The organism is Flavobacterium sp. (assembly GCF_965277525.1).
Taxonomy (GTDB): Bacteria; Bacteroidota; Bacteroidia; order Flavobacteriales; family Flavobacteriaceae; genus Flavobacterium.
The window spans coordinates 647,658-674,295 of the sequence record NZ_CBDIDC010000002.1 but is presented as its reverse complement, the minus strand read 5'-3'; the positions used below and the strand labels follow the sequence as shown (position 1 = coordinate 674,295).

Below are 26,638 nucleotides of genomic sequence, written 5' to 3'. Positions count from 1 at the left end.
ATTTTTAGAAAATTAAGGTACCACTATTAACAAAGCTCCAGCGGAGCGACATATAATTTACCGCAATAATATAAAAAGTTCTATTTATTCTTTAAATTAATATTCAAGACACCTGCCTTTAGTCCTTTGGCGGAAGCCGATAAAATAACTTCACTTCCACTCTCGTCTTTTTGAATAATGATTTGCGCATAACCATTAAACAATTTACGTTTCCAAGGTTCTGATGGTGCTACTACCCGGATAATACCCGGATCCGTATTCATAACATCCCAGTCTTTTACTTTCTGTAAAGGCGAAGCTCTTATAGTAATAACGTTAGCTCCTTCTTTTAAAACAGTTTTGTCAAGATGATATTTTTGAGAATCCTCTGCACTTGCATTAATTAAATTTCCGTTTATGAAAACAGACTCGTTTGCTCCAATTTTTTTATAAAAGAAATCAACAATATTGGATCGTAAATTATCTTTCAACTCAAATTTACCCCTGTAAATATATGCCGCCGCCTGATTTTTATAATCTCTGTCTTGAAAAGCTGCTACCCATGCATTCCCTTCGTCTAAAGATTGATTCACACCATCAACAGACAACTGCTTTCTTTCTTCAAAATTAGTAATGGGAACAAGAGTAATGTCGTCCCTAAACTGATCTTTTTCTAATGAAGTAGGATCACCGTTTCCTACACCTAAGATTTTCCCACCTTTTAGGGTAAATGTAATTTCATCGTTTGCGGTTGGGACGTGCAGGCTTTTTTTATCTGTAACTTCTACCGTAATTACGGCAACATTTGCATTAGCCAGATTTTCAGGATCTACTGAAAGTTTAATATTCGCAGGATTTCCGGTTGTTTTTTGAACATCCGTTAGTATTTTCTTGCCGTTTTTATACCCAATAGCTTCCAAGGTTCCGGGCGCATATTTCACTTTCCATTCCAAATGGCCATATTGTTCCATTTTCTTTTTTCCCAAACTCTTTTTATTCAGGAAAAGTTCTACTTCCTCACAATTAGAATGCACCCAGACATCAATTTCTTTTCCTTCCATTCCGCTCCAGTTCCAGTGGGGCATTATATGTAAAACCGGAGCGCTTCCCCACCATGATTTGAGATAAAAAACATTGTCCTTCGGGAAACCGCAAACGTCCATCATCCCAAAATAAGACGTAACCGATGGCCAGCCATAAGGCGTTGGTTCACCACGATAATCAAAACCGGTCCAGATAAACATCCCTGCCAGATAAGGGCGTGTGGCATAAAATTTCCAGCCTTCTTCGATACTGTAAAAGCTTGGGCGGGGCTTTTTGTCGTAAGCACTTTGATAATGTTTGGCATCATCTGTAAAATAAATACCTCGCGTTGCAAATGTAGAACCTTCCTCCGTTCCCATTCCGGGTTGTTTTTTAAACTCATTTCTGTGCGCATCGATATCACCATTTCCCATATAATTATACCCCATAATTTCGACTACCGAGGATATTCCGCTTTTAAAACCACTACTGATTCCAACTGTGACAGGTCTCGTAGGATCGATACTTTTACTAAATCCCTGCATCACATTGGTAATGCGTTCGCCTACAATTCCGCCTTCAATATTCCATTCTTCATTACCAACCGACCAGCAAAATATACTCGGATGATTGCGATCGCGTTCTATCATGCGTTTCAAATCGTTGAGATGATACTCATTAATTCCCATCAAACGGGTTTCATCAATCACCAGCATTCCCAACTTATCACAGGCATCAAGCAATTCAGGAGTTGGCGGATTGTGTGAGCAACGATAAGCGTTCGACCCCATTTCTTTGAGCTTTTTTATTCTGTAATATTGCAACTCGTCCGGCAAAGCAGTTCCTATTCCGGCGTGATCCTGATGGTTGTTTGTTCCTTTTAATTTTAGAGGTTTTCCGTTAAGAAAAAAACCTTCTTCAGGATCGAACTTAACGGTTCTGATTCCGAAATTGGTTTCATAACGATCTACAATCTTTCCTTCTTGTTTGATCTGAGTCAGCAAACGGTATAAATTAGGCGAATCAATATCCCACAATAAAGGGTTATTGACTTTTATATTTGAAGTGAATTTGGCTGTTTTATAAAAATCAGGTGCCGACGCATTTTCAGTAATACTGGCAACTTCTTTTCCCGAAGCATCTGTAACAGTCTGTAAAACTTCGATTTTTCCTTTATAATTCCCTTTGTTTTCAATCGTGACTTCGGCAGTAACGTCAGCAGTAGTATTTTGAATTTCTGAAGTTACATAAGTTCCGTTTTGGATCACGTGCAACGGATTCGTTTTTTGGAGGTAAACATGTCGGTAAATCCCTGCACCCTCATAAAACCAACCTTCTTCCATCGAAGCATCTGCGCGCACTACAATCGTATTTTCTCCGCCATAATTAATATAAGCAGTAATATCATATTCAAATCCGTTGTAACCGCTTTCTTCTGTTCCAAGAAAATGACCATTGAAAAATACTTTTGAATTTCTAAAAACGCCATCGAATCTCAGCGATATAATTTTTCCCTCATCACTTTGAGCAATCATGATCTTTTTTCTGTACCAGCCAATACTTTTATCAGGAAAACCTTTTCCGGAAGTTTTAAACCCGTGGCTATAACTTGCTTTTTCGCTAAAAGATTGCTCTACAGACCAATCGTGTGGAAGATCTAATTTTCTCCAGGCACGATCATCAAAGCCCGGGGCAGCGGGACCATCTGCAAAACCGGTTTTAGCTAAATAGGAAAAATATCCCTCTGCATGTCCAAAATCTTTTTGAGTATCATACAAATGTCCCAACGAAAAATGCCACTCTTTATCTATTAAGATCAATTCCCGATCTGATTTATGTTGAGCCAATGAATTAAAGGAGACTAATAAAATAAAATACAGCAAAATTTCTTTGTGAAAAATAGTTTTCATAAGTAGTGTGGTTAGCTAAAGCGATAAAAATATGGCTTTTAAGCGGAATAAATCAATAGTATTTTATCAAAATATAATATTTGATTACACCAATTCATGTCTTTTTTGAACTATAAAGCGCATTACTTTCGCTTTCAAAACTCTTTTAAATTTCTCTTTTACTAATTGAAATACAAACTAATAAAATGTTCTGTTAAAATTTAGAATCATTCTATTGCCCCTATTCTGTTAATTTATTTTGTTTTGGTGTAATTTTATATTGAAATTAACTTAAACAAAGAAAAATCACTACAATTATGAGTGTTATTAAAGATGAAAATAAGCTTATTAGCACCATTAAACGCGTCGATCAAAAAATCGATAAACTTAATGATCAGAAGATCATTGCCTTTTTTGAAGCTCTGGGTTTAACAGAAAGAGAGGATGTTCCTAAAAATTTCCTGGAATGGGAGACTATACTTATTGTCGTTCCGGATCGCCATATATCCCACGAATTAAAATATTACAAATATTCGATTGCAAGACTTTCTTTCGTTACCAATCCGAATGCGCAGGAAATCCATATTTTTGATTTTAATGAATGGAAAAACATTACCAGAAACAAAACGCAATTTCAAGTTAGAGAAATGCTAAAAACAAGTTTTGGCGGCGTTCGGGATCATTCTGACAGATTAAATTAAAATTAACCTTGATCCAATCTTTTATTTACAACTTTCTTTCTACCATAACTTACAGCTATATTTCCTTATCTATATTTCCACGAAATAATTAATTTAAAAGGAAAAACAACTTCTGTGATAACCTAAAATTTCTTATATTTAAAGACACCAAACAAGGTGAAATTTATTGATTACTTTATATTAGGCAATTTTATTTTTTTTAAATATAATGTACAAATTCGTAAATATAACACTTTAATAAAATAATATAAAATAAAAATATTCCTACATAAAAATATAATTATTTATTTTTACATTAAAAAACTTAAAATAAAGACATTCTAACTTCTTATTCAATTATAAGATTTTTTAAGTCAGTTTAGGTGTTAAACAAAATTAATTTTATCTATGGAAACAAAATTTGACATCATTGTTATTGGTTCTGGACCTGGTGGATATGCATCAGCCATTCGATGTTCGCAATTGGGTTATAAAACGGCTATTGTCGAAAAATATAAAGCATTAGGCGGCACTTGCACTAATGTAGGCTGCATACCCACAAAAGCATTACTGGACAGCACTGAACATTATTATGAAGCAGCAACCAAATTTGCAACTCACGGAATTATAACGGGTAAATTAAGTCTGGATTTTCCACAATTTATTAAAAGAAAATCAGAAGTCGTTGAGCAAAATATTGCTGGACTTAACTTTTTGATGAAAAAAAACAAAATTGAAGTTTTTGAAGGAATGGCTTCATTTTTAAATGATAAAGAAATTAATGTAAAAACAACAGACCGCTCTTCAACAACAATTTCGGCTACTCATTATATTATTGCAACAGGCTCTAAACCTGCCACAATTCCGGGAGTTGAAATTGATAAAATTCGTATTATCACTTCGACCGAAGCTCTTTCGCTTCCTGATAAACCTAAAACAATGGTAATTATTGGCGGCGGTGTAATTGGTGTAGAAATGGCATCGATTTATGCGCGAATTGGAGTTGAAATTACCATAATTGAATATGCAGACAGTTTAATCCCAACAATGGACAAAGAACTGGGAAAAGAACTAAAAAAAATATTTGCCAAACAAAATATCAAGATTTTATTAAGTCACAAAGTGCAATCAGCTAAAAATAATGGCAAAAATGCAACAGTTACTTTTCTTGACACCGCAAATGTTACACAAGAAATTACTGCTGATTATTGTTTAGTTGCCGTTGGAAGAAAAGCTTATACTGAAGGTTTAGGATTGGAAAACACTTCTATTGAATTAGATAATAAAGGCCGAATCGTTACTAACGAAAAACTTCAAACAAAAGTCGAAAATATTTATGCTATTGGTGATGTTGTTGCAGGTGCCATGTTAGCACACAAAGCCGAAGAAGAGGGGATATTTGTTGCCGAAACCATTAACGGGCAAAAACCTCATATTAATTACAGATTAATTCCCGGGGTTGTTTATACCTGGCCAGAAGTAGCTTCTGTGGGCTATACAGAAGAAGAACTAAAGGAAAAAGGCATCGAATATCGTGTTGGTAAATTTCCGTTTTCTGCTAGTGCCAGAGCCAGAGCAGCAATGGAAAAAGATGGTTTTTCGAAAGTGCTTTCAGATCCTAAATACGGCGAACTTTTAGGCATGCATATTATTGGTCCCCGAGCTGCCGATTTAATTGCGCAGGGAGTTATCGGCATGGAATATGAAGTAACCGACGAAGATATGTTCCGAATTTCATATGCTCACCCCACCTATTCTGAAACCTTGAAGGAAGCGTATATGATTGCGTCCGGACAAGGAGCTATTAATATTTAAAAAAAATCTTAGATTTCTTTATTTCAGGTTTCAAATTAGTTGAAACCTGAAATAAAAAATAAGTGAAGTTTATATTATAATCTCAAAAATCCTGATAAACTTTTGTTCTAATTTTTTCCACTTTCTTTCCTCTTTCCATCTTGAGAAGAAAATGAGAATAAGCAGAAACAAACTTACAATTGTAGACGCTTTTCTAAGTCCTCTTCCAAAAAAAAGAAAAAAGACGTTCAGTGCTATTAGAAAAACTACCGGAGAAAATCGTACCCAAAGCAACTGAAACTTACTGTTAGGTTCAATAATGTAGCTTATTTTAAGCACGTTATTTACATTCTTGTATTTTCCTTTTATCACAAAATAGGTGGGTGATGCTGGTGAATTTAAAGTCAAACGAAAACTTTTATCATCAAAAAGTCCATAAAAGGGCTTTATTCCGCCAAACCGGGGAAATATCCTAAACAGATTTAACTGTGCTTTTAAAGAACCAACTTCCGTATTATTCTTTAATCTCGTTCTAAATTCAGATAAACTGAGTTTTGATTCCATTGATCAATTTTGTTTTAAAGCAAGTTTACATTTTTTTAATGAGTTCTTTTACTCTTGCAAAAATATAATTTGCTTTCTCGTCAAAAACGACCATATCAAAATCGCTGCTTCCTTCAACAAAATGCCCTTCTTTTTTAGTATCAGAATAAACCTTTTCGAAATACAGATCACGTTTTTTTATCCAGTCTAATTGTTCTTTTTTCAATTTTGATTGCTCTTTAGAACTTAATTTTAGTTTTAAATTTTTGTAAGCAACATTCAGTAAACTATCGGATTCAATGTAATACTCAATCGCACAATTTTTCATTCCGCTTCCGCTGTCTAAACATTTTTGGTAAGAAGTTTTCAATTTACTGACCGTTTCCATCGTTTGTGCATTACAATTGAATGAAAAGAGAACAAAGAAGAATAGTATTGATTTTTGAACCATGATTTAAGTATTATTATTACGCTTTTGTTAAAGGAGCAATATACTCAAAGTTTTCATTAGTTTGAATTTTTTACTGTGCTGCCAACAAACTTTTAACCTTTTCATTCAATGCATTTCCATGAATGTTTTTGGCTAAGATAATTCCGTTTTTGTCGATCAGAAAATTCAATGGTACAGATTGAAGCATATAAGTACCAACCACCGGAGAATTCCAATATTTTAAATCACTTACTTGTGTCCATGGCAATTTCTGCTTTGCGATTGCGGCTAACCAAAGCGGCTTTTTAGTATCCATAGAAACACTGTAAATAGAAAACTTACCCGCATAAGTATTGTTCAATTTTATTAATTCCGGTTGTTCTTTAAGGCAGGGTCCGCACCATGATGCCCAAAAATCTATTAAAACGTAATCTCCTCTCAATGAAGAAAGTGCCACGTTATTTCCTTTTGTATCCGGAAGATCAATTTCGGGAGCAATATCACCTACATCTAGTCCAACGACTTGGGCTTTTGAACTGGTTATAACACCACATAAGAATCCTAAAATAAGTAACGTTTTTTTCATAATTGATTAAGTTTATTGAGTTGGGGCTTTTTAAATCTCTAAGCAAATATAAATTTTCTTTGTCAAATCTTCCACTCTTTTATTTCCCTGATCTTAAAATTATCCTAAATAATTATCTTCTAAATTGGCATATCGGGAAAAGTCGATATATTTGCACCATGGAGCATATAGAAATCTTTAAAGCACTCTCTAATAAGTCCAGATTGCAAATGTTGGAATGGTTAAAAGAGCCCGAAATAAACTTTCCGGATCAATTGCAACATGCAGGATTCGAACACGGAGTTTGTGTGGGACAAATACAAGCCAAAGCCGGCTTAACGCAATCAACAGTTTCTGAATACTTGTCTATTCTACAACGTGCAGGATTCATAGAATCTAAACGCGTTGGACAATGGACTTATTATAAACGTAACGAAGGTGCCTTTGAAGCACTTAGTAAATTAATTCAATCTAATTTGTAAATTACTATGAGTACAAACAACCTGTTTTCGCCATTTAACTTAAAAACGTTAAATCTTAAAAATAGAATCGTAATGGCGCCAATGACGCGCTCATTTTCTCCAAACGGAGTCCCAACTGACGAAGTAGCTTCTTACTATCAAAAAAGAGCTGAAGGAGATGTGGGTTTAATATTATCTGAAGGAACTGTTATTGACAGGGCTTCTTCCTCTAATGATGCTAATGTGCCGCATTTTTACGGCGAAGCAGCGCTAAAGGGATGGAAAAAAGTAATCGATGAAGTTCATGCTGCCGGAGGTTCTATGGGACCACAAATCTGGCATATGGGAATCATGGACAATCACCATTCAGGATGGGTTCCGCCAGTTCCTTTTGAAGGACCGTCCGGATTAAACCGACCTGATTTCAGAAACGGCGTGGCCATGTCTGAAAAAGATATTGAAGATACGATTCTTGCTTTTGGAAAAGCTGCTGCTGACGCGAAGAGATTAGGTTTTGATACGATCGAAATTCACGGAGCTCACGGATATTTGATTGACCAGTTCTTTAGAGCTGAAACGAATTTACGTGAGGATATTTATGGTGGAAAAACACTTCCGGAACGTAATCGTTTCGCTATTGAAGTGGTAAAAGAAATCAGAAAACAAGTAGGGAATGATTTCGCTGTGATCATGCGATTTTCTCAATTTAAACCTTCTGATTATAATTATAAACTGGCTAAAAATCCACAAGAATTAGAAGCCTGGCTTACACCTCTTGTTGATGCCGGAGTAGATATTTTGCACTGTTCGCAACGTAGATTCTGGGAGCCTGAATTTGAAGAATCTGATTTAAACTTCGCAGGTTGGGCTAAAAAAGTAACAGGAGCGCCAACTATTACCGTAGGCTCTGTTGGACTTTCCGGTGATTTCTTTGGTGCATTTGCAGGAGAAAGTTCTCAACCAACTTCGTTAGAAGAATTGAACAGACGTTTCGACAGAGGCGATTTTGATTTAGTTGCCGTTGGAAGACCTCTTTTATCTGATCCTAATTGGGTCGCTAAAATCAAAGCAGGTAAAACAGATGAACTAAAAGGTTTTAGCAAAGAAGCGTTAGGGCAATTGATTTTAGAATAAATTTAAAAAAAAAGGTACAAAGAGGCAAGGGTTCAGAGGGGCAAAGTTTCCTTAACTGAACTACATACAAAAGGGATAAACGTAATTGTTTATCCCTTTTTTTATTGATGCCGTATCTCAAATTTGGAGGTTCAAATGGCATTTTCTTTCTTTGAACCTTTGCCACTTTGAACCTCTGTCAATTTAAAAAAAAATACAAAAAGGGATAAAAACATGAAATTTCATCCCTTTTTTGAATATCTATAACTAACAAAATTTAGAAATTCAATATTTTTAATTAGGTTCAGAGTATCATTTTTTTTCGCTTTGTCCCTCTGAACCCTTGCCTCTTTGTCCCTTTTTTTTAAGAAACTTTTCTTTTCTGAAATTTATTCTGAAGCCAATTGCGTACAGGTTCATCGTAGAATTTCAAACATAGATAGGCAATCGTGATACTGGAAATCAAAACTCCGATTCCGATTAGGTAACCTTCTTTCAGAGGAACTTTATTATCGATTACCCATGCTGTATACCAGTAAATCAGGGGATAATGTATGATATAAATGGGGTATGAAATATCTCCTAAAGCTTTGCATATTTTAACCGAAAGTGCATTTTTTATTTCTCCTCCGGCACCAATAGCTACAATTAATGGAAATAGCACAATAATAGCAAATGACTCATATAAACCGTTCATCCATAAAGTGTTTTCGTCACCAATTCTTGGTATCGAAAAAATAATTATAATCAAAATACTGCAAACCCAGAAAGCTCCTTTTACATGAATTAACTTCCCTAATCTCGAAAGCAAAACTCCAGCAAAAAACGGATACAATAAACGTGTAAAACCAACATTCATTTGCTCTAAGTTTAAAGACCAACCACCAATAACATCTCCTTTAGGTCCAAAAACAGTATAATTAATCAGCATTGCCGCAAAAATAAAAACAAAGATTCCTAAAACCTTATTCGAGAATTTACGAAATAATACTGCATATAAAATATTGGCAATATATTCAAAGAAAAGTGACCATGCAGGTCCGTTAAGCGGATGCATTTCGCCCCAGCCTCTAATTTCCAGTGATGGTGGAATGGGAAGCAATGTAAATCCAATGATCATCGTTAAAATTACTTTCCATACTTCCATTCCCGCAATTTGCGGAAAAACATTCGATGCCTGAAAATAATAGAAGATGGCTCCAATAATCATTCCCATAATTACCATGGGCTGCAAACGAATTAAACGTCGTTTATAAAACTCCCACTGGGTCATTTTTTCCCAGCGATCATCGTAAGCATACGCTACAACAAATCCTGATAAAAGAAAAAAGAAATCAACAGCAAGGTAACCATGATTGATGATTTGTTTGAAACGGCTTCCCTCATTAAAGGCTTCTAAAATATGGAAGACCACTACTAAAATAGCGGCTACTCCTCGCAAGCCGTCCAGAATTTCGTAATGTTTTTTTGGTTTAATATCCATAGAAATTGAACTCATAAATTTTATTTTTGGTGGTTAAAGGTTAGTTTTATTTTTTTTGAAATGTGATTTGCAGAACGTGAAATGTACTATTTATTTATTTCCGGTTGACAATATACATCTTTCATTTTACTTTTTGCGTCTCACATTATTGATGATTTTTAAGCCATTCTAATCTGCGTTGGTCTGGTAAATGTGTTACTTTAAAATTCTCAAATTTAGCTTCAAAACCTTTACCGTCCGGTGATGCTGCCATTAAGCCTACCATAACCGGTGTATTGTCTTGTAATGGTGCATTTCTGGTCATGATGTAGTTTTTGTCATCATACGAAAAGAAAACCTCAACTGCATCTAATCGTCTCACTACTTTTATCCAGACAAATGGTGGTGCTTTTTCTAAAGTAGTCACGCTCCAATCGCTTTTATCATGTGTTACAACGGTACTGATATTAAATTTTCCGTCAACAAATTCAACTCCCGTTTTTATATAGTTTTTCTCGTCGATACGAAGCATCAATCCCATTTGGTCAAAACGGGCAATATAATTTCCGGTTAATTTTACTTTTGCTTCAAATTCACCTCCATAAGTCGTATAATAAAATGGAGCATCATCAACAGTGAAACCGTAATGTGAAATACGCCAATAGTCACTATTTGCGGTAACATTCATAATTAAAGCATTGTTTTTGATTTCCCATTTTTCAGGCTCATTGAACCATTGCATTTTATTTAAACTTTGCGCCGAAAGGTGTTGTGCCAAAAATAAAACCACAGCACTAATTACAATGTTTTTCATTTAAATTAATTTTAGGATTAATGTTTTTTGAACCAGTAAGAGATTAAGAAAAATTAAGCCTGAAGCTGATTAAATTTATTTTCTTAATGGGTAAAAGTTTTTTAAGCTTAGCAGCCACAAAGCTTAATTTTTCTTAATCTCTTAATGGTAAAATAGTTTATAAAAGTAAAGCTGCAACTTTTTACACTTGCAGCTTTACAAACCAACCAATTTAGAAATAATGAAATTATTGAAGTGAGAATCCCACTTTAGATTTTATATCTGTAGAAGATGCTCCAACGATCGCTTCAAAAGCTCCCGGTTCAGCAACCCAGTCGTGTTTTTTATCATCAAAAAAGCTTAATGCTGTTTTATCTACTGTAAAAGTCACTGTTTTTTCTTCTCCTGCTTTAAGTGCAATTTTCTCAAATCCTTTTAATTCTTTTATCGGACGTGGCAAAGAAGATTTTAGATCGCTGATATAAAGCTGAACGACTTCAGAACCATCAATCTTTCCGGTATTTTTAACTTTTACAGAGAATGTAATTTGATCTGCTGCCGACATTTGTTTTTTGTCTGCTGTTACTTTTCCGTATTCGAAAGTGGTGTAACTTAAACCATGACCAAAAGAGAATAATGGTTTTGCTTTTTGTTTATCTGCCCAACGGTATCCAACAAAAATGCTTTCGTTGTACGTTACTTCATCTCCACCAGGAAATTCTCCTAAGGCATGAGCTCCGTTATCAGACAATTTTACAGGGAAAGTAAACGATAGTTTTCCTGAAGGATTTACATCTCCAACCAAAACAGCAGCCAAAGCATTTCCTGCTTCTGTACCTAAAAACCATCCTTGCACGATTCCCGGAACTTCTTTTACCCACGGCATTGCCACAGCATTTCCTGAAATATTTACAAAAACTACATTTTTATTTACTTTAACTAAATCTGCAATTAATTTATCCTGACCGTATGGAAGGCCTAATTCTTTACGATCATGTCCTTCAGCATCCTGATTGTCACTTTTGTTTAAACCACCAATAAAAAGAACGATATCTGCATCTTTAGCTACTTTTAAAGCTTCAGCAGATAGTTCTGCAGGAGAACGTTTGTCTTCTAAACTTACTTTGGCCACTACTCCGTTATAGTTACTTGTTGGATCTCCAACATAACCACGGGCATAAACGATTTCAGTCTGGTTTCCAATTCTTTTCTTTAATCCTTCAAGAGGTGTAATTTCATATCTTGCTTTTAGAGAAGAACTTCCTCCTCCAACAGTCATCATTTTAATAGCATTTTCTCCAATAACCGCAATTTTCTTTGTTTTAGAAAGGTTAATAGGCAGGATATTATTCTTGTTTTGAAGCAATACAATTCCTTCTTCAGCAATTTTCAAACCTGCTTTAGCATGTTCTTCTGTTCCAAATGATCCAAAAGGCCTGTTTTTATCCATTGTTGTCAAGAACGATAAACGTAAAATACGACGAACTTTTTCATCTAATTCTTTAGTTCCAACCTGACCTCTGGCGATCATATTTGAATAAGGCTTTGCCAGATAGTAACTGTCATATGCATTGCTGGCTCCTTCTGTCAGTCCGTTTGTCCAGGAACCAAACTCCATATCCAAACCATTATAAATGGCTTGTTTGGTGTCATTAACTCCACCCCAGTCTGACACTACCACTCCTTTGAAACCCCATTCTCCACGAAGAATATCGTTTAGCAAAAACTCATTATGGCAACATTGTTGTCCTTTATATTTATTGTAGGCACCCATAATTGCCCATGCATCACCTTCCTGAACTGCCGCTTTAAAAGCTGGTAAATAAATTTCATACAAGGCACGATCATCCACAATTACGTTTACAGAATTACGTTTTGTTTCCTGATTGTTTAAAGCAAAATGTTTTACACACGCAGCAACTCCATTAGCTTGTACTCCTTTAATATAAGGAACAACCATTTTTGAAGTTAAGAAAGGATCTTCTCCCATGTATTCGAAGTTACGACCGTTTAATGGTGATCTGTAGATATTAACGCCAGGTCCTAACAATACGTTTTTATTACGGTAACGTGCTTCTTCTCCAATTGATTTTCCATATAAAGAAGATAACTCTTTATTCCAGGTTGCAGAAAGTGCTGTTAAAGCCGGAAATGCAATACAAGAATCGTTTGTCCAACCCGCCTGATCCCATTCGTCCCATAATACTTCAGTACGAATTCCGTGTGGTCCGTCAGTCATCCAGTTTTCCGGAATTCCTAAACGTTTCACACCTGGTGAACTAAATTTAGATTGCGCATGGATCATGGCAATTTTTTCATCTGTTGTCATTCGTTTCAGAGCATCTTCTACACGCTCATTAATTGGCTTTTTATCATCTAGATAAACCGGAACTTTATTCTGTGCATTCACACCGATCGAGCTCAACAAAAGTAAAACAACAATTGTTTTAACGTTTTTAAACATAACTATTAATTTATTAAAGCATTTAATTTACAATCAAAGGTCACATAAAATCATATCTGCCTTTTAATAATACTGTAAAGCTAAAACGTTATAGTTCGTTTTGAATTTGTAAACGAAAAAAAGTAGTAAAATAAAAAATCAATCATTTAACTATCAAACCATTAACAAAAAATACAATGTAAAAAAAGTAGTGCTTTTAAAATAAAATTCTAAAGTTTCAATGAAATTAAACCAATTTTCATCACCATTTCCTCAAAATCATTTCGGGAAACTGCGGCTTTATTTCGGGCTCTTGTGCGATAATTATAAATTGTACTTAAAGAGTAGCGAAGAAAGGCTGCGATTTTTACACTGTCTGTAATTCCCAAACGGATCAAAGCAAAAATTCGAAGTTCAGTATTGAGTAATTCTCCTTGCTTTAAAACGATCTGTTCTTCCTTAATTAAAAGTGCATTGAAATCTTTGACGAAAGTGGGATATAGATTTAGAAAGATGATGTCAAAATTCTTATACAATTCTTCGAGTTCATTATCCACCAAAGTAGTTGATTTTAGCATTTTATAAATCTCGTCAAACTGTTTTGCAGTGGCTTTCTTATTTAAGATGATACGGTAATTCTCTAATTTATTGATATAAGTAGAACAAAGGCTGAAAAAATGTGCAATATATTCTTCTTTAATATGATTGGATTCTGATAGTTGTGCATTACGTTCCTGCAGCTGGTTGTTGGTTTCTGTAATATCTTTATTTAATTCAGCTAATTTCTGACTGGTTTCATAAAGTTCACCACGTATTCTGGACACTTTTTTCATTTGTTTGTACACATAAATAATGGCCACAATCAAAAATGCCGAAAGCAAACTAATACACAAAAGATACAATTGTAATTCTGTTTTACGTTGTGCTTCTCTCTCTAAATAAACAGTATTGATGATCGAATACACCTGTGACATTAAAAGCGTACGAAACTGAACGTTGCAATAGAGGGCATCTTCAACAGCCGATTGCGTGAGTTTATAAGCCATATCGACATCGCCATTTTCGTAAAAAACCTGTGCTAATTCCTGAAGTGATGCATTGTCTTTGTTGGCATTTTTCAGATCTGAAGTGGCTGAAAGTGCGTAATATCTCTTTCTGGATTCTAATTGATGCGTTGCCTCATAAATACTACCTAAAAGATAGGTAATCATAGCATATTGCGGATTATCTTCTTTTATAGAATTAAATAGCTTCAATAATTGCTTCTCAGCAATAGCAAGCTTCTTTTGAGACATGACTTGCTGAATCTTAGTGATTTGATAAGTAAGTGTCTTTGGTTCTAAAACAGTGAGCAAAGAGTCCCGATATTCCTGTATTTGCTGAATATATTTTATGTCGTAACTATTTGCGGCATAATGCTCAAAAAATTCTCTATAAGCGACATAATAATTTTGAAGCAGGGATCGTGATAAAGTCTTTTTATCAATGCCTTTGAGAAGAGCTTCGGACTCACGGTATTTTCCCGAAGACGAATAAAGTGTGGCCAATTGCAAATTTGCCAAATTTAACAACGCTGTATTTTGAAGTTCGTTGGCAATTTTCACATTCTTTTTTACATAAAAAATAGCCGAATCTGAATTGAACTTTTGATATTCTGTATATAACGTTTTGTTGTAATTGTACTCTTGTTCTTTAGTTAAATCATCAGACTTGATTTTTTTAAAATTCAAAATGCGTTCTTCTTTAAGACGAACATAATGCTCCTTATTTCGAAGGGCATCATTTAGCTTAGATAAAATAGTATCTGTATTGTCCGCTGAATAAACGGGACTACCTAAAAGAACGAGAAGAAAAAACAACAGATAATTTTTCAAAACAATGACAGCTATAATGAGACCTACAAATATAAGAAAGTGCGCATACAAATATGAATTATTTAGTAAGTCGCAAATTTTGAATTTCGTAACAAAGAATTCAGGTAAAAAAGACTTTATAAAAATAAATCTATGTTTCTGTGTACTAAACATATTTACACCAATAGGATTTTGTAAATTTGATCGTACTCGATTTCTATAATTAAACTATATACAAATGCCACATTTTATTATTGATTGCTCTGAAAACGTAATTCGGTTAAAATCTGCAGAAGACATCATGCAGGAAGTTTTTATTTCGGCATTATCAACTGGTCTTTTTGAAGAGTCTGAAATTAAAGTCCGCATTAATCCCTTTGCCTATTATAATAATGGAAATTCCCTAAACGATTTTATTCACGTTTTTGGCTATATTATGGAAGGTCGGGATACAAATCAAAAAGCGAAACTCTCTAAGGTAATTGTTACTAAGCTGAATGAAATACTTCCTGAGATCCCGGTAATTTCGATCAATATAAAAAATTTTGAAAAGGCTAGCTATTTTAATAAAACAATGATTTAAAAAAAACGATAACCGCTATTTTATAAGTAGCAACTAATTTATTGCCACAGATTAAAAGATTAAAAAGGATTTCTTTTTAGTCTTAAAAAAAAGCTTTGTCAAAGTCTTAAACTTTGACAAAACTCCCGCAAACATCTGTTCTCTCTATTCTTTTCTCTCTATTCTTTTCTCTCTATTCTTTTCTCTCTATTCTTTTATGCTAATACCTAGCAATTGGCGCTGCGAGACAACTCTCCGGAATATCAAAAGCATTGACTAATGAAACAGCATCCGGTCGAATGTCCCAACAAAGCTGATTGACCATTTTACGGATGGCTTTTGTTTTTACGGCTTCCATATAACCGTCTTCAAGATACCAGGATTTGTTTTTTTCTATTTGTGACAGTGCATACAAATGATTCAGTTTGGTCAATATTTCTTTCGACTGAATGTCTTCTACCTCTTTAATTGCTAACTGAAATTGTTCCAGAACCACTCTCTCCAAATAAGCCTGAGCGACATCAATCATCTGATGCTGCACGACATTAAAAGCGTCATAAGGTTCTAAACCTCCATCAACCAATTTTTTGATACGTCGCGCTGCTGATGCCAGAATTGTTTTTTCTCTATGAATGAAAGCCTGCAAATGAAACTCTCCGTCTAACAAATGTTCATCGTCTGTTTTACGGGTAGCAATTGGATTTTTTTCTGTAAGGGCCGTTTTGGCATTTTCGTATACGTAATTGATAATTCCTGCAGCCCCCATTTCGCCAAACGATTTTCTGAATTCAGACAAACGGTTTTTAGCCACCAACTGCATCAAAACGGTATTATCACCTTCAAAAGTGGTATATATTTCAGTGTCATTTTTTAGGGCATCGATTCTGTTTTCAGACAAATAGCCTTTTCCGCCACAAGCTTCACGACATTCCTGCAAAATATCTCTTGTACTCCAGGTCGAATAGGATTTCATTCCGGCTGCCAAAGCTTCAATTTCCTGCATTTCTGCTTCGGTTTTATTCAGAAAACGATTTGTCAGGTATTGCAAAGCAAAATGAACAGCGTACGTTTTGGCCAATGGAGGAATTAGACGACGCTGGTGCATTCTGTAATTTAAAATCGGAACTTCTGATCCTCCTTCCGGACCAAATTGTCTTCGTTGATCGCTGTAGCGAATGGCAATAGTTAATCCGGATTTGGCTGCAGCCAAAGCAGAACGCGGAATCCCAATTCTCCCTCCCACTAAAGTGCCTAACATGGTAAAAAAACGTCTGTTATCACTCGGAATCGGGCTTTCGAATTCCCCTTTATCATTTACCGAAGCAAAACGATCCAGCATATTTTCTTTCGGAATTATTACGTTATCAAAACTAATCGTTCCGTTATCTACTCCGTTTAATCCCATTTTATGTCCGCAATCGCCAATAGTAATTCCGTTTAAGGTATTTCCGTTTGTGTCTCTTAGCGGAACCACAAAGGCATTTACCCCATAATCGTGACCGTCGATAACGAGTTTCGCAAATACAGTCGCCATTTGTCCGTGAACTGCCGCATTACCAATATATTCTTTTTGGGCATTTTTATTAGGTGTATGAATCGTAAACGTTTGCTCATTATGATTGTAAGTTGCTGTGTTTTCTAACCCTTTTACGTTAGAACCGTGATGTGTTTCTGTCATAGCAAAACATCCCGGAATTTTTAACGAACCAATATCTTTTAGGTATTTGGCATAATGTTTATCTGTTCCTAATGACTGCACGCTCATTCCCCAAAGTCCAAACTGAACACCAAATTTGATTACAAGACTTAAATCGTGATAACTTAAGGTTTCCATAATTGCAAAATAATCGGCTATGTTTTCTCCTCCTCCATATTGTTTGGGATAGGCCATATTTCCAAGATTTTCATCTGCTAAAACCTTACACCAATTATACACTGTTTGACGGTATACATTGATATCTGTCGAGGTTTCATAAGCAAATTCAGGTCTGGAAATAACCGATTTAACTTTGTTGATTATAGCTGCTTCTTTACCATTTAAAATAGCTGTTATTTTCTGAATATCGAAATCACTGTTGGTTTGAGAATTGGCCGTAAAAGAAGTGGCTTTTGTTTTAAAATTCTGAAGTGCTTCTTCCCCCAAAATTCCAAGGTCATTTTCTAATTTTATAAAACTGGATTGTAAGGTCGAAATGTCTACATCTTTCTCTGAAAGTGCTACTGCAATGTCAAAAATTGATTTGATATCTGCTTTATTCTGAATGCTTTTTTCAATATCTGATTTCCATTGCGCAAGTTCACTTCGCGAAGGCGGATTTGAAATGTCTAATCTTGAAAGCAATTGTTGTTTTTCTTCGGGTGAAAGCCACGTCAAATCATTAATGAATTTCTGAATGGTCGTAAACTCTTTTTGAGTCAATAAATCATCTGACCACACTAAATAAAATAACGGAATAAAGGCTTGGAGTTTGGTATTTTTCATATCAATATAGTTGTTCAGTTTGTTTTTCTTTTATACATTTTATTGCATAAAAAAGCAAGAAATGAAAATAGTGATTCTTAATTAAATATCCTGTTAAGATTCTGGTAATTTAATTCTTTGTTATGGAAAAAAGTTTGCTGCTAATTTTCACTAATTAGCTTATGCAATAATTTTTTTGCCACAGATTTCAAAGATTAAAAAGATTAAAAGTTAATTAAAAAAAACTATTATATAGGTCTAAGCTGTAGTATTTAAAAAAAAGTTAGACGTTGAATTACTTTAATAGATTAAAAAAAAATTAAGTTTATAAAATCCTTTTTAATCTGTGAAATCTGTGGCATTAAAAAAATTAGCGATAAATTCTTGTAATTACTTCGTCTGTTCGCTGTGGCTCGTGGCAAAAACCTTTATAACAAAAAACAGGAATGAAGCTAATCATTCCTGTTTTGCATATCCTTAAGGTTCTGGAAATTTATATTTTAAAAACCACTAAAAAACATAAAAAAACCTATTATTTCGAATCTTTGGATATTGTGCTGAACCTTTGCTTCATCGCAAAAATATGATGTGAGTTAAAAACCAAAACTGCCAGAAAAACTATTCCGTAGGCAATAATCTGTATGAGTCCGAATTGTTCTTTATAGAGAAACATAGCCAGCAGAAAAGCAATCATCGGATTAATATTTAAAAGCATTCCAACGGTCGAAGAATTAATTCCCGAAAGGGCATATAAATTAAGAAATAACGGAAAGATCGTAAACAAAATCGCAATGGTTTCGATACAGAAATAAAACTTAAATTCTGTTGGAACCGGCCCGCTGTATGATGGAAAAAATGGCAATAAAAATAAAGCGATTAAAGTGATATGGAACGTTAGTACTAAAAATTTATCAAACCCTTTATTGACTCTCTGACTTACTAAATAACAAGCATAAGAAAGCCCAATAATTATGCTGAAAAGCATGTCTGTAATATTAGCATAAGATAAAAGCATACATCCGGAAATACTTAATCCAACGGCGATCCATTGTGTTTTACTTAGTTTTTCATGCAAAATAAAATAAGCCAGTAAGGTGGTTAAAATCGGGCAAACCAAATAAGCCAGAGAAGTGGCTTTTACACTAACATGGTTCATGACATAAATAAATGTAAACCAGTTTGTCATTATAAAGAAGCTTCCTCCAATATTCAATAAAATGGTTTTACGTTTCTCAGAAACAGACAAAGATTTAAAGGTTACAATGGCTTCTTTTATTCTTTTTCTTTTGAAAGTAAAAGCAATAAGCAACATCAAAATACTACAACTAAAAACACGATAGAATAAAATATCCAAAGATGCGTAATCATGTATTGGTTTTAAAACCAAACTGAAAAATCCCCAGATTACAAAACAAGTAATGGCAGCTGCGTAGTATTTTGTTGTTTTCACGAATGTTGTTTTTGTTAAGTTTTCTTATTAAAGCAAATTTCTAAAAAATAAAACAGCAATACAGATACAGTTTTTGTAAATTGCACCATAACAGTTTTTTTTTTAGAATCGCCCTGATCTTAAATAACAAAGTAAAATCAAGGATGGCGATAGCTATCAGGATCCATTAACAAACAAATTTTATCTTTTGTATGAAAAGTTCAAATTACTTGTACCTGCAGTTTGCTGACAGGATCGAAAAGCAAATAAAATCGGGTGTTTTGAATGTTGGCGACAAGTTGCCTTCTATACGTGAAGTCTGCGCCGAAACAGGTTACAGTATGAGTACAGTAAGTAAAGCGTATTACGAAATCGAAAGCAGATCCCTGATTGAGTCCAGACCACAATCCGGTTATTATGTGAGCAATACTTCATCCAGAGCAATTCCGGAACCTACCCCAAGCAGTCCTATTTTAAAATGTGCCAATGTTGACCGCGAAGATCTAATCGATCAGGTATACGGTAATATGACTGACCCCAATATTACAATGCTTTCTTTGGGATTTCCTTCGAATGAGCTTTTGCCTATTGCCAAACTGAACAAAGGAATGGTTCAGGCAATGCGGGAACTTCCCAATAGCGGCACCAGTTATGAACAGGTAAAGGGCAATCTTAATTTGAGGAGAGAAATTGCACGCTGGTCTTTTACCTGGGGAGGATCGCTGACAGAAGAAGATATTATTACAACACCGGGTTGTACAAGTGCTATTTCGCATTGTCTGATGACGCTGACCAAGCCGGGAGATACTATTATTACAGAAAGTCCTGCTTATTTCGGCATCTTGCAATTGGCAAAATCACTAGGACTGTACATTATGGAATTGCCAACAAACATGACTACGGGTATTGAATTAGAGGCATTAAAAAAGGCGCTTTCGTCTAAAAAGGTAAAACTCTGTCTGCTGATGAGTAATTTTAGTAATCCATCCGGAAGTATGATGCCTGCGGAACATAAAATAGAAGTGGTTCGGTTGATGGAATTTTACAACATTCCGCTGATTGAAGATGATATTCACGGCGATTTGTACTTTGGCTCAAGCCGGCCCACAAATTGCAAAACCTATGATGAAAGCGGAATTGTATTGTGTTGCAGTTCGGTATCTAAAACACTGGCACCCGGTTATCGTGTAGGATGGGTTTCTCCGGGAAAATTCAAAAAAGAAATATTACGAAACAAAATTTATCATACGCTTTCCTCTCCTACTATCACACATCAGGTCGTTGGGGATTTCCTGAAAAACGGCCGATACGAGAATCATCTTAGAAAAATACGCCAGATACTCAATCATAATTGCAATAATTACATTAATACTGTTCTGGAATCCTTTCCTAAAGGAACAAAAGTGAGTCAGCCACAAGGCGGTTTTTTCCTTTGGATCGAACTGGATAAAAATGTAGATACTGCCGCATTCTATCATTTAGCCATGCAACATAAAATTAGTATTGCACCGGGCCGAATTTTCTCTTTTCAGAACCAGTTTTCGAATTGTATGCGCTTGAGTTTTGGTTTACCGTGGACAAACGAACTAAGACAATCGATTCAAATTTTAGGAAAGTTGCTTCACGCGTAATTTATATAAAAAAAGCCGGACAATGCTCTTACTAACATTATCCGGCGAACAAATTGAAACCAAAATCAATTATTTAATTATAAAACAAAATAAGCGTTACTGTCCGCTTTTTTAAGTTCGGGTTTAAGGTCAAATTCTTTGATAATATCAAATTCACTTTGATACTCGTTAAGCATTTGCATTAAATTCTTTTCGATTGTATTCGAAATAGTCGTTACAGGAGTATCTGTTGGTCTGTTTTCAAAAGGATCTTGTAAATGGATGGCCATTTTTTCGATCAAAAAGAACATTCCTGCAACAACGGTAATTAATGGGATTGCAAACCAGCTCAATAAACTAATTAAGCCAAAAGGCAATAACAAAATAAACAAACACAAGGTCATTCTGATGTACATACTGTATGTCGTTGGAAAAATGGTATTTTTAATACGCTCACATTTTCCCATTGCATCACATAATCTCGACAATGTTTTATCAATTTCTACTTGCTGATACGTATTGAGTCGTTTGTCTTTTTTGGCAATTCTAAGGTCTCTCGCATGAAGCAATAAGATTGCGTTTGGAACGTTTTGATGATTTTTTACAAAATTCACTTCTTCTTCGCTTATCAGATCCTTAATGGGTTTTATAGCATCCTTATTACGCAACGCCTGTCCTAAACTATAACACCATGCAATTTGTCTTTTGGTAAAATTCTCTTTGAACTCATTTGCTTCTACAGAAAATTCCGGATCTTTATAAAAGGTAAGCATTTGCCTGACTAGAGTTCTGGACTCATTGACGATTGATCCCCAAATAATACGCGCTTCCCACCATCTGTCGTAAGCCTGATTAGATTTAAAAGCTAATAGTAAGGATATAATTGTACCCACCATTGTCGGTATCGCAATCGGAATATCAACAGAAACATTGATGAAATAATGGTGAAAAATTTCAAACAATATCGTATAACCCATTACCAGACCTAACTCTACTTTAATTTTTCCGAGAACGTACCTCATCGGTATTCTTTTCTTTAATAACATATATCTAGGTTTAAGTTAAACTTGTTTTTTTTAGCAGAAGTCTGATCTTAAACCAACTCTTCATAAAGAGATAAAACCGGAAGTCCTAGTCTCTCATTTATATTTTCTTTCTTTGTCTTTTTGAATTTGATTTTTTCACCTTTACGCGTTTCAACTAATAAATCGATGTCGTATTTTGAAATAGCTTCTGATAAATAAGGTGCGAATTTCTCGTAGTTGTCATCAAAATTCGATGTTTGACTTACAATTTCAAATGAAAAGTTCTCGTTCAAAAATTGTTGAACATCTTTAACATGCATACTAGCACGAGCGTTTTCGATGTAAAGTGCTTTATTGAAATCGTCTTTGTATTGCTCTGAACCTAAATGTAAAATGGGACATTTTTGGTTTCCGGCCAATTGCACCAGATATTGATGAATTCTTTTTGTTTCTTGTTTATAGGAGTTTGTAAGAACTACCAATTTTACAGAGAATACGTCAATAATGCGTTTGAAAATTGGAGATGAAAGTCCGTACTGGTTGTGTACTTTTATTTTGCAATTTGTGGTATGGTCAACAATATATCTGCAGGTATCAAGAACGATTTCCTGACTCGCTGTAAGTCCGGTACGCATTTCTCTCAAATAACCTGAAGATGAAAAAGTATCCGGAGCATCAGAAACCATCATTAGAATGATTTCACAATCTGAAGATTTTGCCTGATGAACAGCCGATTTTACAGCACAAATAGTATCATCTTTTAAAGTCGTAGGTATTAGGAAATTTTTCATATGTATAATCGTTTAGTTTATACATACAAAATAACTACCGCAACATTAGAAGGGTCTTAATATAAAATTAGATTTTTCTAAGATTCAACATTAGAATTTTTAATGTTGATTTTTTTTATTTTTGACTTTTTAAAAATAATAGTCACAATAGTTCCTTTATTTTGCTCTGATTGCACTTGTATTTCGCCATCGTGCATGCGAATAATTTTTGAAGCTAAAGGAAGCCCCAAACCATATCCTATATATTTAGTCGCAATTTTTCCTCTAAAGAAAGGTTCATACAAATGCGGAATATCTTCCGGAGGAATACCAATACCAATGTCATTGATGGCAATTTTAATCATTTCCTGATTCGCTGAAAGGGTTACAAAGACTTCATTATTATCAGAATACTTTACGCCATTTGTAATAATATTATTAATTGCGAGCTCTAAAAGGGGTTTGTTGCACGGAATTAATAGTAAATTAGAATCATTAGGAGCAAAATTAAACTTCATACTCACGCGATTATCCGGATAAATTTTATCCAGATCTGATTTTACATCCATTAATAACTCATCGATTCTGGCAATATCCAATACTTGCTTTTTGCCGTCGTACCCTGTTTGAGTTAGTTTTAACAGGCTTTCTGTTAAGTTGCCTAATTTAGAGGCCTGACCATAGATATTTTCTAAAGACTGAATATATTCTGAGACTTCTCTTTCTTTAAGAAGCATAATTTCAGACTCGGCTATAATTGTTGTAATTGGAGTTTTTAATTCGTGCGAAGCATTGTTGATGAAATTAGCCTGAATCTCAAAAGAGGTTTCTAAACGATCTAACATATCATTGAATGTCTCGGTAAGATCTGAAATTTCATCCGAGTTTTTTACTTCCGGTAGCCTGTTATGAAGGTTAGAAGCACTAATTCTGTTTACCTCTTTGGTAATTCGTGCAACAGGATTAATCACACGTTTTGCCAGAAAACGCCCTAAAAAGAATGCCAGAAATATAAATCCTATACCTCCAAAGAGCATAATTTTTACAATATAAATTGACGTTGTTGGCCCTTTTCGATCTCTGGCACCTACAATTACAATATACTTCTGATTATTTTCTTTAAAAATTTGTCCTAAATAATATTTATTATTTACTTCAAAAAAGTCTTTCCCGGTTTTTAATATATTGGTATAAAATTCATTGGGCAAATTCAATTTTGTATTATAGTCAAAGCTATTGGCACTGTTTACCTTAAGAACAAATTCTTCCTCTTCGATAAGTTCTTCGAGCCCATTTTCTTTCAGGTTTTTATAATACTTTATTTTTTCAGGATCGTTTTGAAAGTGAATGGAAGCCACAATTTTAGCTCTGTCTTCTAATCGTTTTAAAAAGTGGTATCTGTTATTTTCATTAAATAGTACAAAAACGATAACACACAATAATAGTGTACTAAACGTAGAAAGTGCTACATAAGTAAAAGTGATTTTTTTTCTTATATCCATTTTATGGCTTTATGACATAACCTAACCCCTTCATGGTATGAATAAGTTTGGTTGCAAAAGGTTTATCTATTTTTTTTCTTAAATAGGTAATATAGACATCAACAACATTGGTGTTCATATCAAAATTAATATCCCAGACATTATCCAGGATCTGATCACGAGAAACAATTCTTCCGCTATTTTTAGCTAAATAATACAATAATTTAAACTCTTTGGCGGTTAAAATTATAGATTCTCCTTCTCTTTTTACTGTTTTAGCCCGGGCATTTATTTCCAGATCCCCCACTGTAATACTATCAATTCTTTCTGTTTCCTGGTGGGCTCTTCGATGCAAAGCGTTTACCCTGGCATCAAGTTCTCCAAATTTAAAAGGTTTCACCAAATAATCATCGGCACCGGCATTCAGTCCGGTTACGATATTTTCTGAAGTTCCAAGTGCAGTCAAAAGCAATACAGGTACAAAATTTTTGCTGGCCCGCAGTCGTCTGCAAATTTCAATTCCGTTAATATCAGGCAACATTACATCCAAGACGACCACATCAAAGTTATAATTATGAAGCATTTCAAGCGCTGTTTTGCCATCCATTGCGACGCTAACTTCGTTATTGTTTTCAGCAAATCCTTTGCGTAAAATCGATAAAAGATTGGGTTCGTCTTCGACTATAAGTAATTTCATCTTAATTAGTGGTATGAATAACAAAAATAGGAATTGAGATTAAAAATATAAATCACAATAGTTATAAATTATGATTTAATTATGAACAATAGCTTTTAGCAACTAAAAAAAGCATCTGCCAATGGCAAATGCTTTGTATTTAAAATATATTTTGAACAAATACTTTATTTCGTAATAAACTTAGGATGAATTAAATTCTCCAAAGAATAAATTTCATCCCATTTTTCCTGGGTGATTAATTTTCTTTCGATCACAACAATTTCATGTACGCTTTTATTCATTTTTAAAGCTTCACCAGCAATACTGGCACTTACTTCATACCCTAAAATTGGGTTTAATTGCGTTACAATTCCAATACTGTTCATCACCATATTGTAGCAATGATCCACATTTGCTGTGATACCAATGATACATTTATCAATTAAAGTCTGAATGGCATTTGAAAGATAATCTAACGATGTAAACATGGCAAAAGCAATTACCGGTTCCATTACATTCAATTGCAATTGTCCCGCCTCAGCTGCCATCGTAACTGTCAGATCCTGGCCTATTACATAAAAACACGTTTGATTTACGACTTCCGGAATTACAGGATTTACTTTTCCCGGCATAATTGAAGATCCCGGCTGACGTGCCGGTAAATTAATCTCGTTGAAACCCGTTCTTGGTCCGGAACTTAAAAGTCTCAAATCATTACAGATTTTAGACACTTTTACAGCAGTTCTTTTAAGAGTTCCCATAATCTGAACATAAGCTCCCGTATCAACAGTAGCTTCAATTAAATCCGGAGAAAGCGTCAACGGAATCCCCACTTCTTTTGCTAAATAATTCACACAAATTTCAGGATATCCTTCTGGCGCATTTACTCTTGTCCCAATTGCCGTTGCTCCCATATTGATTTCTAAAACCAAACTTTGGGCTTCTTTTAATCTTTTAACATCCTCACCTATTGTTGTTGCGTAAGATTTAAATTCTTGTCCTAAAGTCATCGGGACAGCATCTTGCAGCTGGGTTCTTCCCATTTTTAAAACATTTTTAAACTCCTCGCCTTTTGCAGCAAAAGCAACTTCTAATCCTTCCAGAGTTTTTATAAAACTTTGCATTTTAAGATAGAGCGCAATTCTAAAAGCGGATGGATAGGCATCATTTGTAGATTGAGAACAATTTACATGATTGTTTGGGTGCAAGAAATTATAATCCCCTTTTTTATGTCCCAGATATTCCAGACCAATATTGGCAATTACTTCATTCGCATTCATATTTACTGAAGTTCCTGCTCCACCCTGAATCAAATCACTTACAAATTCCTGGTCAAATTTACCCGAAATAACCTGATCACTTCCGTAACAGATTGCTTCGGCAATTTTAGGATCAAGCGCACCGCAATCTTTATTGGCTAAAGCAGCTGCCTTTTTTACATATCCTAAAGCTTTAATAAATAAAGGTTCTTTTGAAATTGGAATTCCTGTAATATTAAAATTCTCTACAGCTCTGAAGGTTTGGATACCATAATACAGATGATCCGGAATGTCTAATTCTCCTAAAAAATCATGTTCTTTTCTTGTTGATCCCATA

The 26,638-nt window shown here is 34.6% G+C and carries 21 protein-coding genes; 6 read left to right on the top strand and 15 right to left on the bottom strand.

Going from position 1 to position 26,638, the window contains the following annotated elements; genetic code table 11:
* Positions 1–80 precede the first annotated feature (80 nt).
* The gene (galA, locus tag ACQY44_RS05010; RefSeq protein WP_428229298.1) at positions 81–2,912 is read right to left on the bottom strand and encodes a beta-galactosidase GalA; all 2,832 of its coding nucleotides are present in this window, start codon (positions 2,910–2,912) and stop codon (positions 81–83) included.
* Between the two features lie 296 nt (positions 2,913–3,208).
* Between galA and ACQY44_RS05005 the strand changes: the two genes are divergently transcribed.
* Both ACQY44_RS05005 and lpdA read left to right on the top strand, forming a co-directional pair.
* Positions 3,209–3,592, top strand: coding sequence for a hypothetical protein (locus ACQY44_RS05005; RefSeq protein ID WP_428229297.1), 384 nt, complete (start codon positions 3,209–3,211; stop codon positions 3,590–3,592).
* Between the two features lie 387 nt (positions 3,593–3,979).
* Positions 3,980–5,386 carry a dihydrolipoyl dehydrogenase gene (gene lpdA, locus ACQY44_RS05000; RefSeq protein WP_428229296.1) on the top strand — a complete coding sequence of 469 codons (1,407 nt, stop codon included), beginning with the start codon at positions 3,980–3,982 and terminating at the stop codon, positions 5,384–5,386.
* 69 nt (positions 5,387–5,455) lie between these two features.
* Here lpdA and ACQY44_RS04995 read toward each other — a convergent pair whose 3' ends face one another.
* The 3 genes from ACQY44_RS04995 to ACQY44_RS04985 form a co-directional block, all read right to left on the bottom strand.
* Complete coding sequence (locus tag ACQY44_RS04995; RefSeq protein WP_428229295.1) at positions 5,456–5,929, bottom strand: hypothetical protein; 474 nt, start codon at positions 5,927–5,929, stop codon at positions 5,456–5,458.
* 25 nt (positions 5,930–5,954) lie between these two features.
* Positions 5,955–6,359, bottom strand: coding sequence for a lysozyme inhibitor LprI family protein (locus tag ACQY44_RS04990; protein ID WP_428229294.1), 405 nt, complete (start codon positions 6,357–6,359; stop codon positions 5,955–5,957).
* 70 nt (positions 6,360–6,429) lie between these two features.
* Positions 6,430–6,924, bottom strand: a complete 495-nt coding sequence (locus ACQY44_RS04985) for a TlpA family protein disulfide reductase (RefSeq protein WP_428229293.1) — start codon at positions 6,922–6,924, stop codon at positions 6,430–6,432.
* A gap of 158 nt (positions 6,925–7,082) precedes the next feature.
* Here ACQY44_RS04985 and ACQY44_RS04980 point away from each other — a divergent pair, with 158 nt between their 5' ends.
* Both ACQY44_RS04980 and ACQY44_RS04975 read left to right on the top strand, forming a co-directional pair.
* Entirely contained in the window at positions 7,083–7,385 is a 303-nt protein-coding gene (locus ACQY44_RS04980; RefSeq protein ID WP_395420508.1) for an ArsR/SmtB family transcription factor, read from the top strand.
* Positions 7,386–7,391: 6 nt separating this feature from the next.
* Positions 7,392–8,498: an NADH:flavin oxidoreductase gene (locus ACQY44_RS04975; RefSeq protein WP_428229292.1), complete on the top strand. Its 1,107-nt coding sequence runs from the start codon at positions 7,392–7,394 to the stop codon at positions 8,496–8,498.
* 343 nt (positions 8,499–8,841) lie between these two features.
* Here ACQY44_RS04975 and ACQY44_RS04970 read toward each other — a convergent pair whose 3' ends face one another.
* The 4 genes from ACQY44_RS04970 to ACQY44_RS04955 form a co-directional block, all read right to left on the bottom strand.
* Positions 8,842–9,975 (bottom strand): acyltransferase family protein, encoded by a 1,134-nt coding sequence (locus ACQY44_RS04970; RefSeq protein ID WP_428229291.1) that lies wholly within the window; start codon positions 9,973–9,975, stop codon positions 8,842–8,844.
* Between the two features lie 130 nt (positions 9,976–10,105).
* Positions 10,106–10,753 (bottom strand): DUF1349 domain-containing protein, encoded by a 648-nt coding sequence (locus ACQY44_RS04965; RefSeq protein ID WP_428229290.1) that lies wholly within the window; start codon positions 10,751–10,753, stop codon positions 10,106–10,108.
* A 226-nt stretch (positions 10,754–10,979) separates the two neighbouring features.
* Positions 10,980–13,196 (bottom strand): glycoside hydrolase family 3 C-terminal domain-containing protein, encoded by a 2,217-nt coding sequence (locus ACQY44_RS04960; protein WP_428229289.1) that lies wholly within the window; start codon positions 13,194–13,196, stop codon positions 10,980–10,982.
* A 209-nt stretch (positions 13,197–13,405) separates the two neighbouring features.
* Positions 13,406–15,034, bottom strand: a complete 1,629-nt coding sequence (locus ACQY44_RS04955; protein WP_428229288.1) for a DUF6377 domain-containing protein — start codon at positions 15,032–15,034, stop codon at positions 13,406–13,408.
* 232 nt (positions 15,035–15,266) lie between these two features.
* Between ACQY44_RS04955 and ACQY44_RS04950 the strand changes: the two genes are divergently transcribed.
* Positions 15,267–15,611, top strand: a complete 345-nt coding sequence (locus tag ACQY44_RS04950) for a 5-carboxymethyl-2-hydroxymuconate Delta-isomerase (protein ID WP_428229287.1) — start codon at positions 15,267–15,269, stop codon at positions 15,609–15,611.
* A gap of 199 nt (positions 15,612–15,810) precedes the next feature.
* On the opposite strand, the gene ACQY44_RS04945 is transcribed toward ACQY44_RS04950, so the two are convergent.
* Together ACQY44_RS04945 and ACQY44_RS04940 are read right to left on the bottom strand one after the other, a co-directional pair.
* Complete coding sequence (locus ACQY44_RS04945; RefSeq protein WP_428229286.1) at positions 15,811–18,072, bottom strand: acyl-CoA dehydrogenase; 2,262 nt, start codon at positions 18,070–18,072, stop codon at positions 15,811–15,813.
* 511 nt (positions 18,073–18,583) lie between these two features.
* The gene (locus ACQY44_RS04940) at positions 18,584–19,501 is read right to left on the bottom strand and encodes an EamA family transporter (protein WP_428229285.1); all 918 of its coding nucleotides are present in this window, start codon (positions 19,499–19,501) and stop codon (positions 18,584–18,586) included.
* Positions 19,502–19,692: 191 nt separating this feature from the next.
* On the opposite strand from ACQY44_RS04940, the gene ACQY44_RS04935 reads away from it, so the two are divergent.
* Positions 19,693–21,111: a PLP-dependent aminotransferase family protein gene (locus tag ACQY44_RS04935; protein ID WP_428229284.1), complete on the top strand. Its 1,419-nt coding sequence runs from the start codon at positions 19,693–19,695 to the stop codon at positions 21,109–21,111.
* Positions 21,112–21,188: 77 nt separating this feature from the next.
* Here ACQY44_RS04935 and ACQY44_RS04930 read toward each other — a convergent pair whose 3' ends face one another.
* From ACQY44_RS04930 to aspA, 5 genes are all read right to left on the bottom strand, one after another.
* The gene (locus ACQY44_RS04930) at positions 21,189–22,136 is read right to left on the bottom strand and encodes a bestrophin family protein (protein ID WP_428229283.1); all 948 of its coding nucleotides are present in this window, start codon (positions 22,134–22,136) and stop codon (positions 21,189–21,191) included.
* A gap of 47 nt (positions 22,137–22,183) precedes the next feature.
* On the bottom strand, positions 22,184–22,906 hold the full coding sequence (locus ACQY44_RS04925; RefSeq protein WP_428229282.1) for a hypothetical protein: 723 nt from the start codon (positions 22,904–22,906) through the stop codon (positions 22,184–22,186).
* Positions 22,907–22,983: 77 nt separating this feature from the next.
* Positions 22,984–24,387 carry a sensor histidine kinase gene (locus ACQY44_RS04920; protein WP_428229281.1) on the bottom strand — a complete coding sequence of 468 codons (1,404 nt, stop codon included), beginning with the start codon at positions 24,385–24,387 and terminating at the stop codon, positions 22,984–22,986.
* A 1-nt stretch (position 24,388) separates the two neighbouring features.
* A complete protein-coding gene (locus tag ACQY44_RS04915; protein WP_428229280.1) occupies positions 24,389–25,063 on the bottom strand; it encodes a response regulator transcription factor in 675 nt (224 codons plus the stop codon).
* A gap of 164 nt (positions 25,064–25,227) precedes the next feature.
* Positions 25,228–26,637: an aspartate ammonia-lyase gene (gene aspA / locus ACQY44_RS04910; protein ID WP_428229279.1), complete on the bottom strand. Its 1,410-nt coding sequence runs from the start codon at positions 26,635–26,637 to the stop codon at positions 25,228–25,230.
* Position 26,638 lies beyond the last annotated feature (1 nt).

Excerpts from the sequence above, each read along its gene's own strand:
- ACQY44_RS04965 (WP_428229290.1), bottom strand. The coding sequence starts at position 10,753 with ATGAAAAACATTGTAATTAGTGCTGTGGTTTTATTTTTGGCACAACAC.
- ACQY44_RS04985 (WP_428229293.1), bottom strand. The coding sequence starts at position 6,924 with ATGAAAAAAACGTTACTTATTTTAGGATTCTTATGTGGTGTTATAACC.
- ACQY44_RS04950 (WP_428229287.1), top strand. The coding sequence starts at position 15,267 with ATGCCACATTTTATTATTGATTGCTCTGAAAACGTAATTCGGTTAAAA.
- ACQY44_RS04975 (WP_428229292.1), top strand. The coding sequence starts at position 7,392 with ATGAGTACAAACAACCTGTTTTCGCCATTTAACTTAAAAACGTTAAAT.
- ACQY44_RS04935 (WP_428229284.1), top strand. The coding sequence starts at position 19,693 with ATGAAAAGTTCAAATTACTTGTACCTGCAGTTTGCTGACAGGATCGAA.
- ACQY44_RS04990 (WP_428229294.1), bottom strand. The coding sequence starts at position 6,359 with ATGGTTCAAAAATCAATACTATTCTTCTTTGTTCTCTTTTCATTCAAT.
- ACQY44_RS05005 (WP_428229297.1), top strand. The coding sequence starts at position 3,209 with ATGAGTGTTATTAAAGATGAAAATAAGCTTATTAGCACCATTAAACGC.
- ACQY44_RS04930 (WP_428229283.1), bottom strand. The coding sequence starts at position 22,136 with ATGTTATTAAAGAAAAGAATACCGATGAGGTACGTTCTCGGAAAAATT.
- ACQY44_RS04915 (WP_428229280.1), bottom strand. The coding sequence starts at position 25,063 with ATGAAATTACTTATAGTCGAAGACGAACCCAATCTTTTATCGATTTTA.
- ACQY44_RS04945 (WP_428229286.1), bottom strand. The coding sequence starts at position 18,072 with ATGAAAAATACCAAACTCCAAGCCTTTATTCCGTTATTTTATTTAGTG.
- galA (WP_428229298.1), bottom strand. The coding sequence starts at position 2,912 with ATGAAAACTATTTTTCACAAAGAAATTTTGCTGTATTTTATTTTATTA.
- ACQY44_RS04960 (WP_428229289.1), bottom strand. The coding sequence starts at position 13,196 with ATGTTTAAAAACGTTAAAACAATTGTTGTTTTACTTTTGTTGAGCTCG.
- ACQY44_RS04995 (WP_428229295.1), bottom strand. The coding sequence starts at position 5,929 with ATGGAATCAAAACTCAGTTTATCTGAATTTAGAACGAGATTAAAGAAT.
- ACQY44_RS04925 (WP_428229282.1), bottom strand. The coding sequence starts at position 22,906 with ATGAAAAATTTCCTAATACCTACGACTTTAAAAGATGATACTATTTGT.
- ACQY44_RS04970 (WP_428229291.1), bottom strand. The coding sequence starts at position 9,975 with ATGAGTTCAATTTCTATGGATATTAAACCAAAAAAACATTACGAAATT.
- ACQY44_RS04920 (WP_428229281.1), bottom strand. The coding sequence starts at position 24,387 with ATGGATATAAGAAAAAAAATCACTTTTACTTATGTAGCACTTTCTACG.
- aspA (WP_428229279.1), bottom strand. The coding sequence starts at position 26,637 with ATGGGATCAACAAGAAAAGAACATGATTTTTTAGGAGAATTAGACATT.
- lpdA (WP_428229296.1), top strand. The coding sequence starts at position 3,980 with ATGGAAACAAAATTTGACATCATTGTTATTGGTTCTGGACCTGGTGGA.
- ACQY44_RS04980 (WP_395420508.1), top strand. The coding sequence starts at position 7,083 with ATGGAGCATATAGAAATCTTTAAAGCACTCTCTAATAAGTCCAGATTG.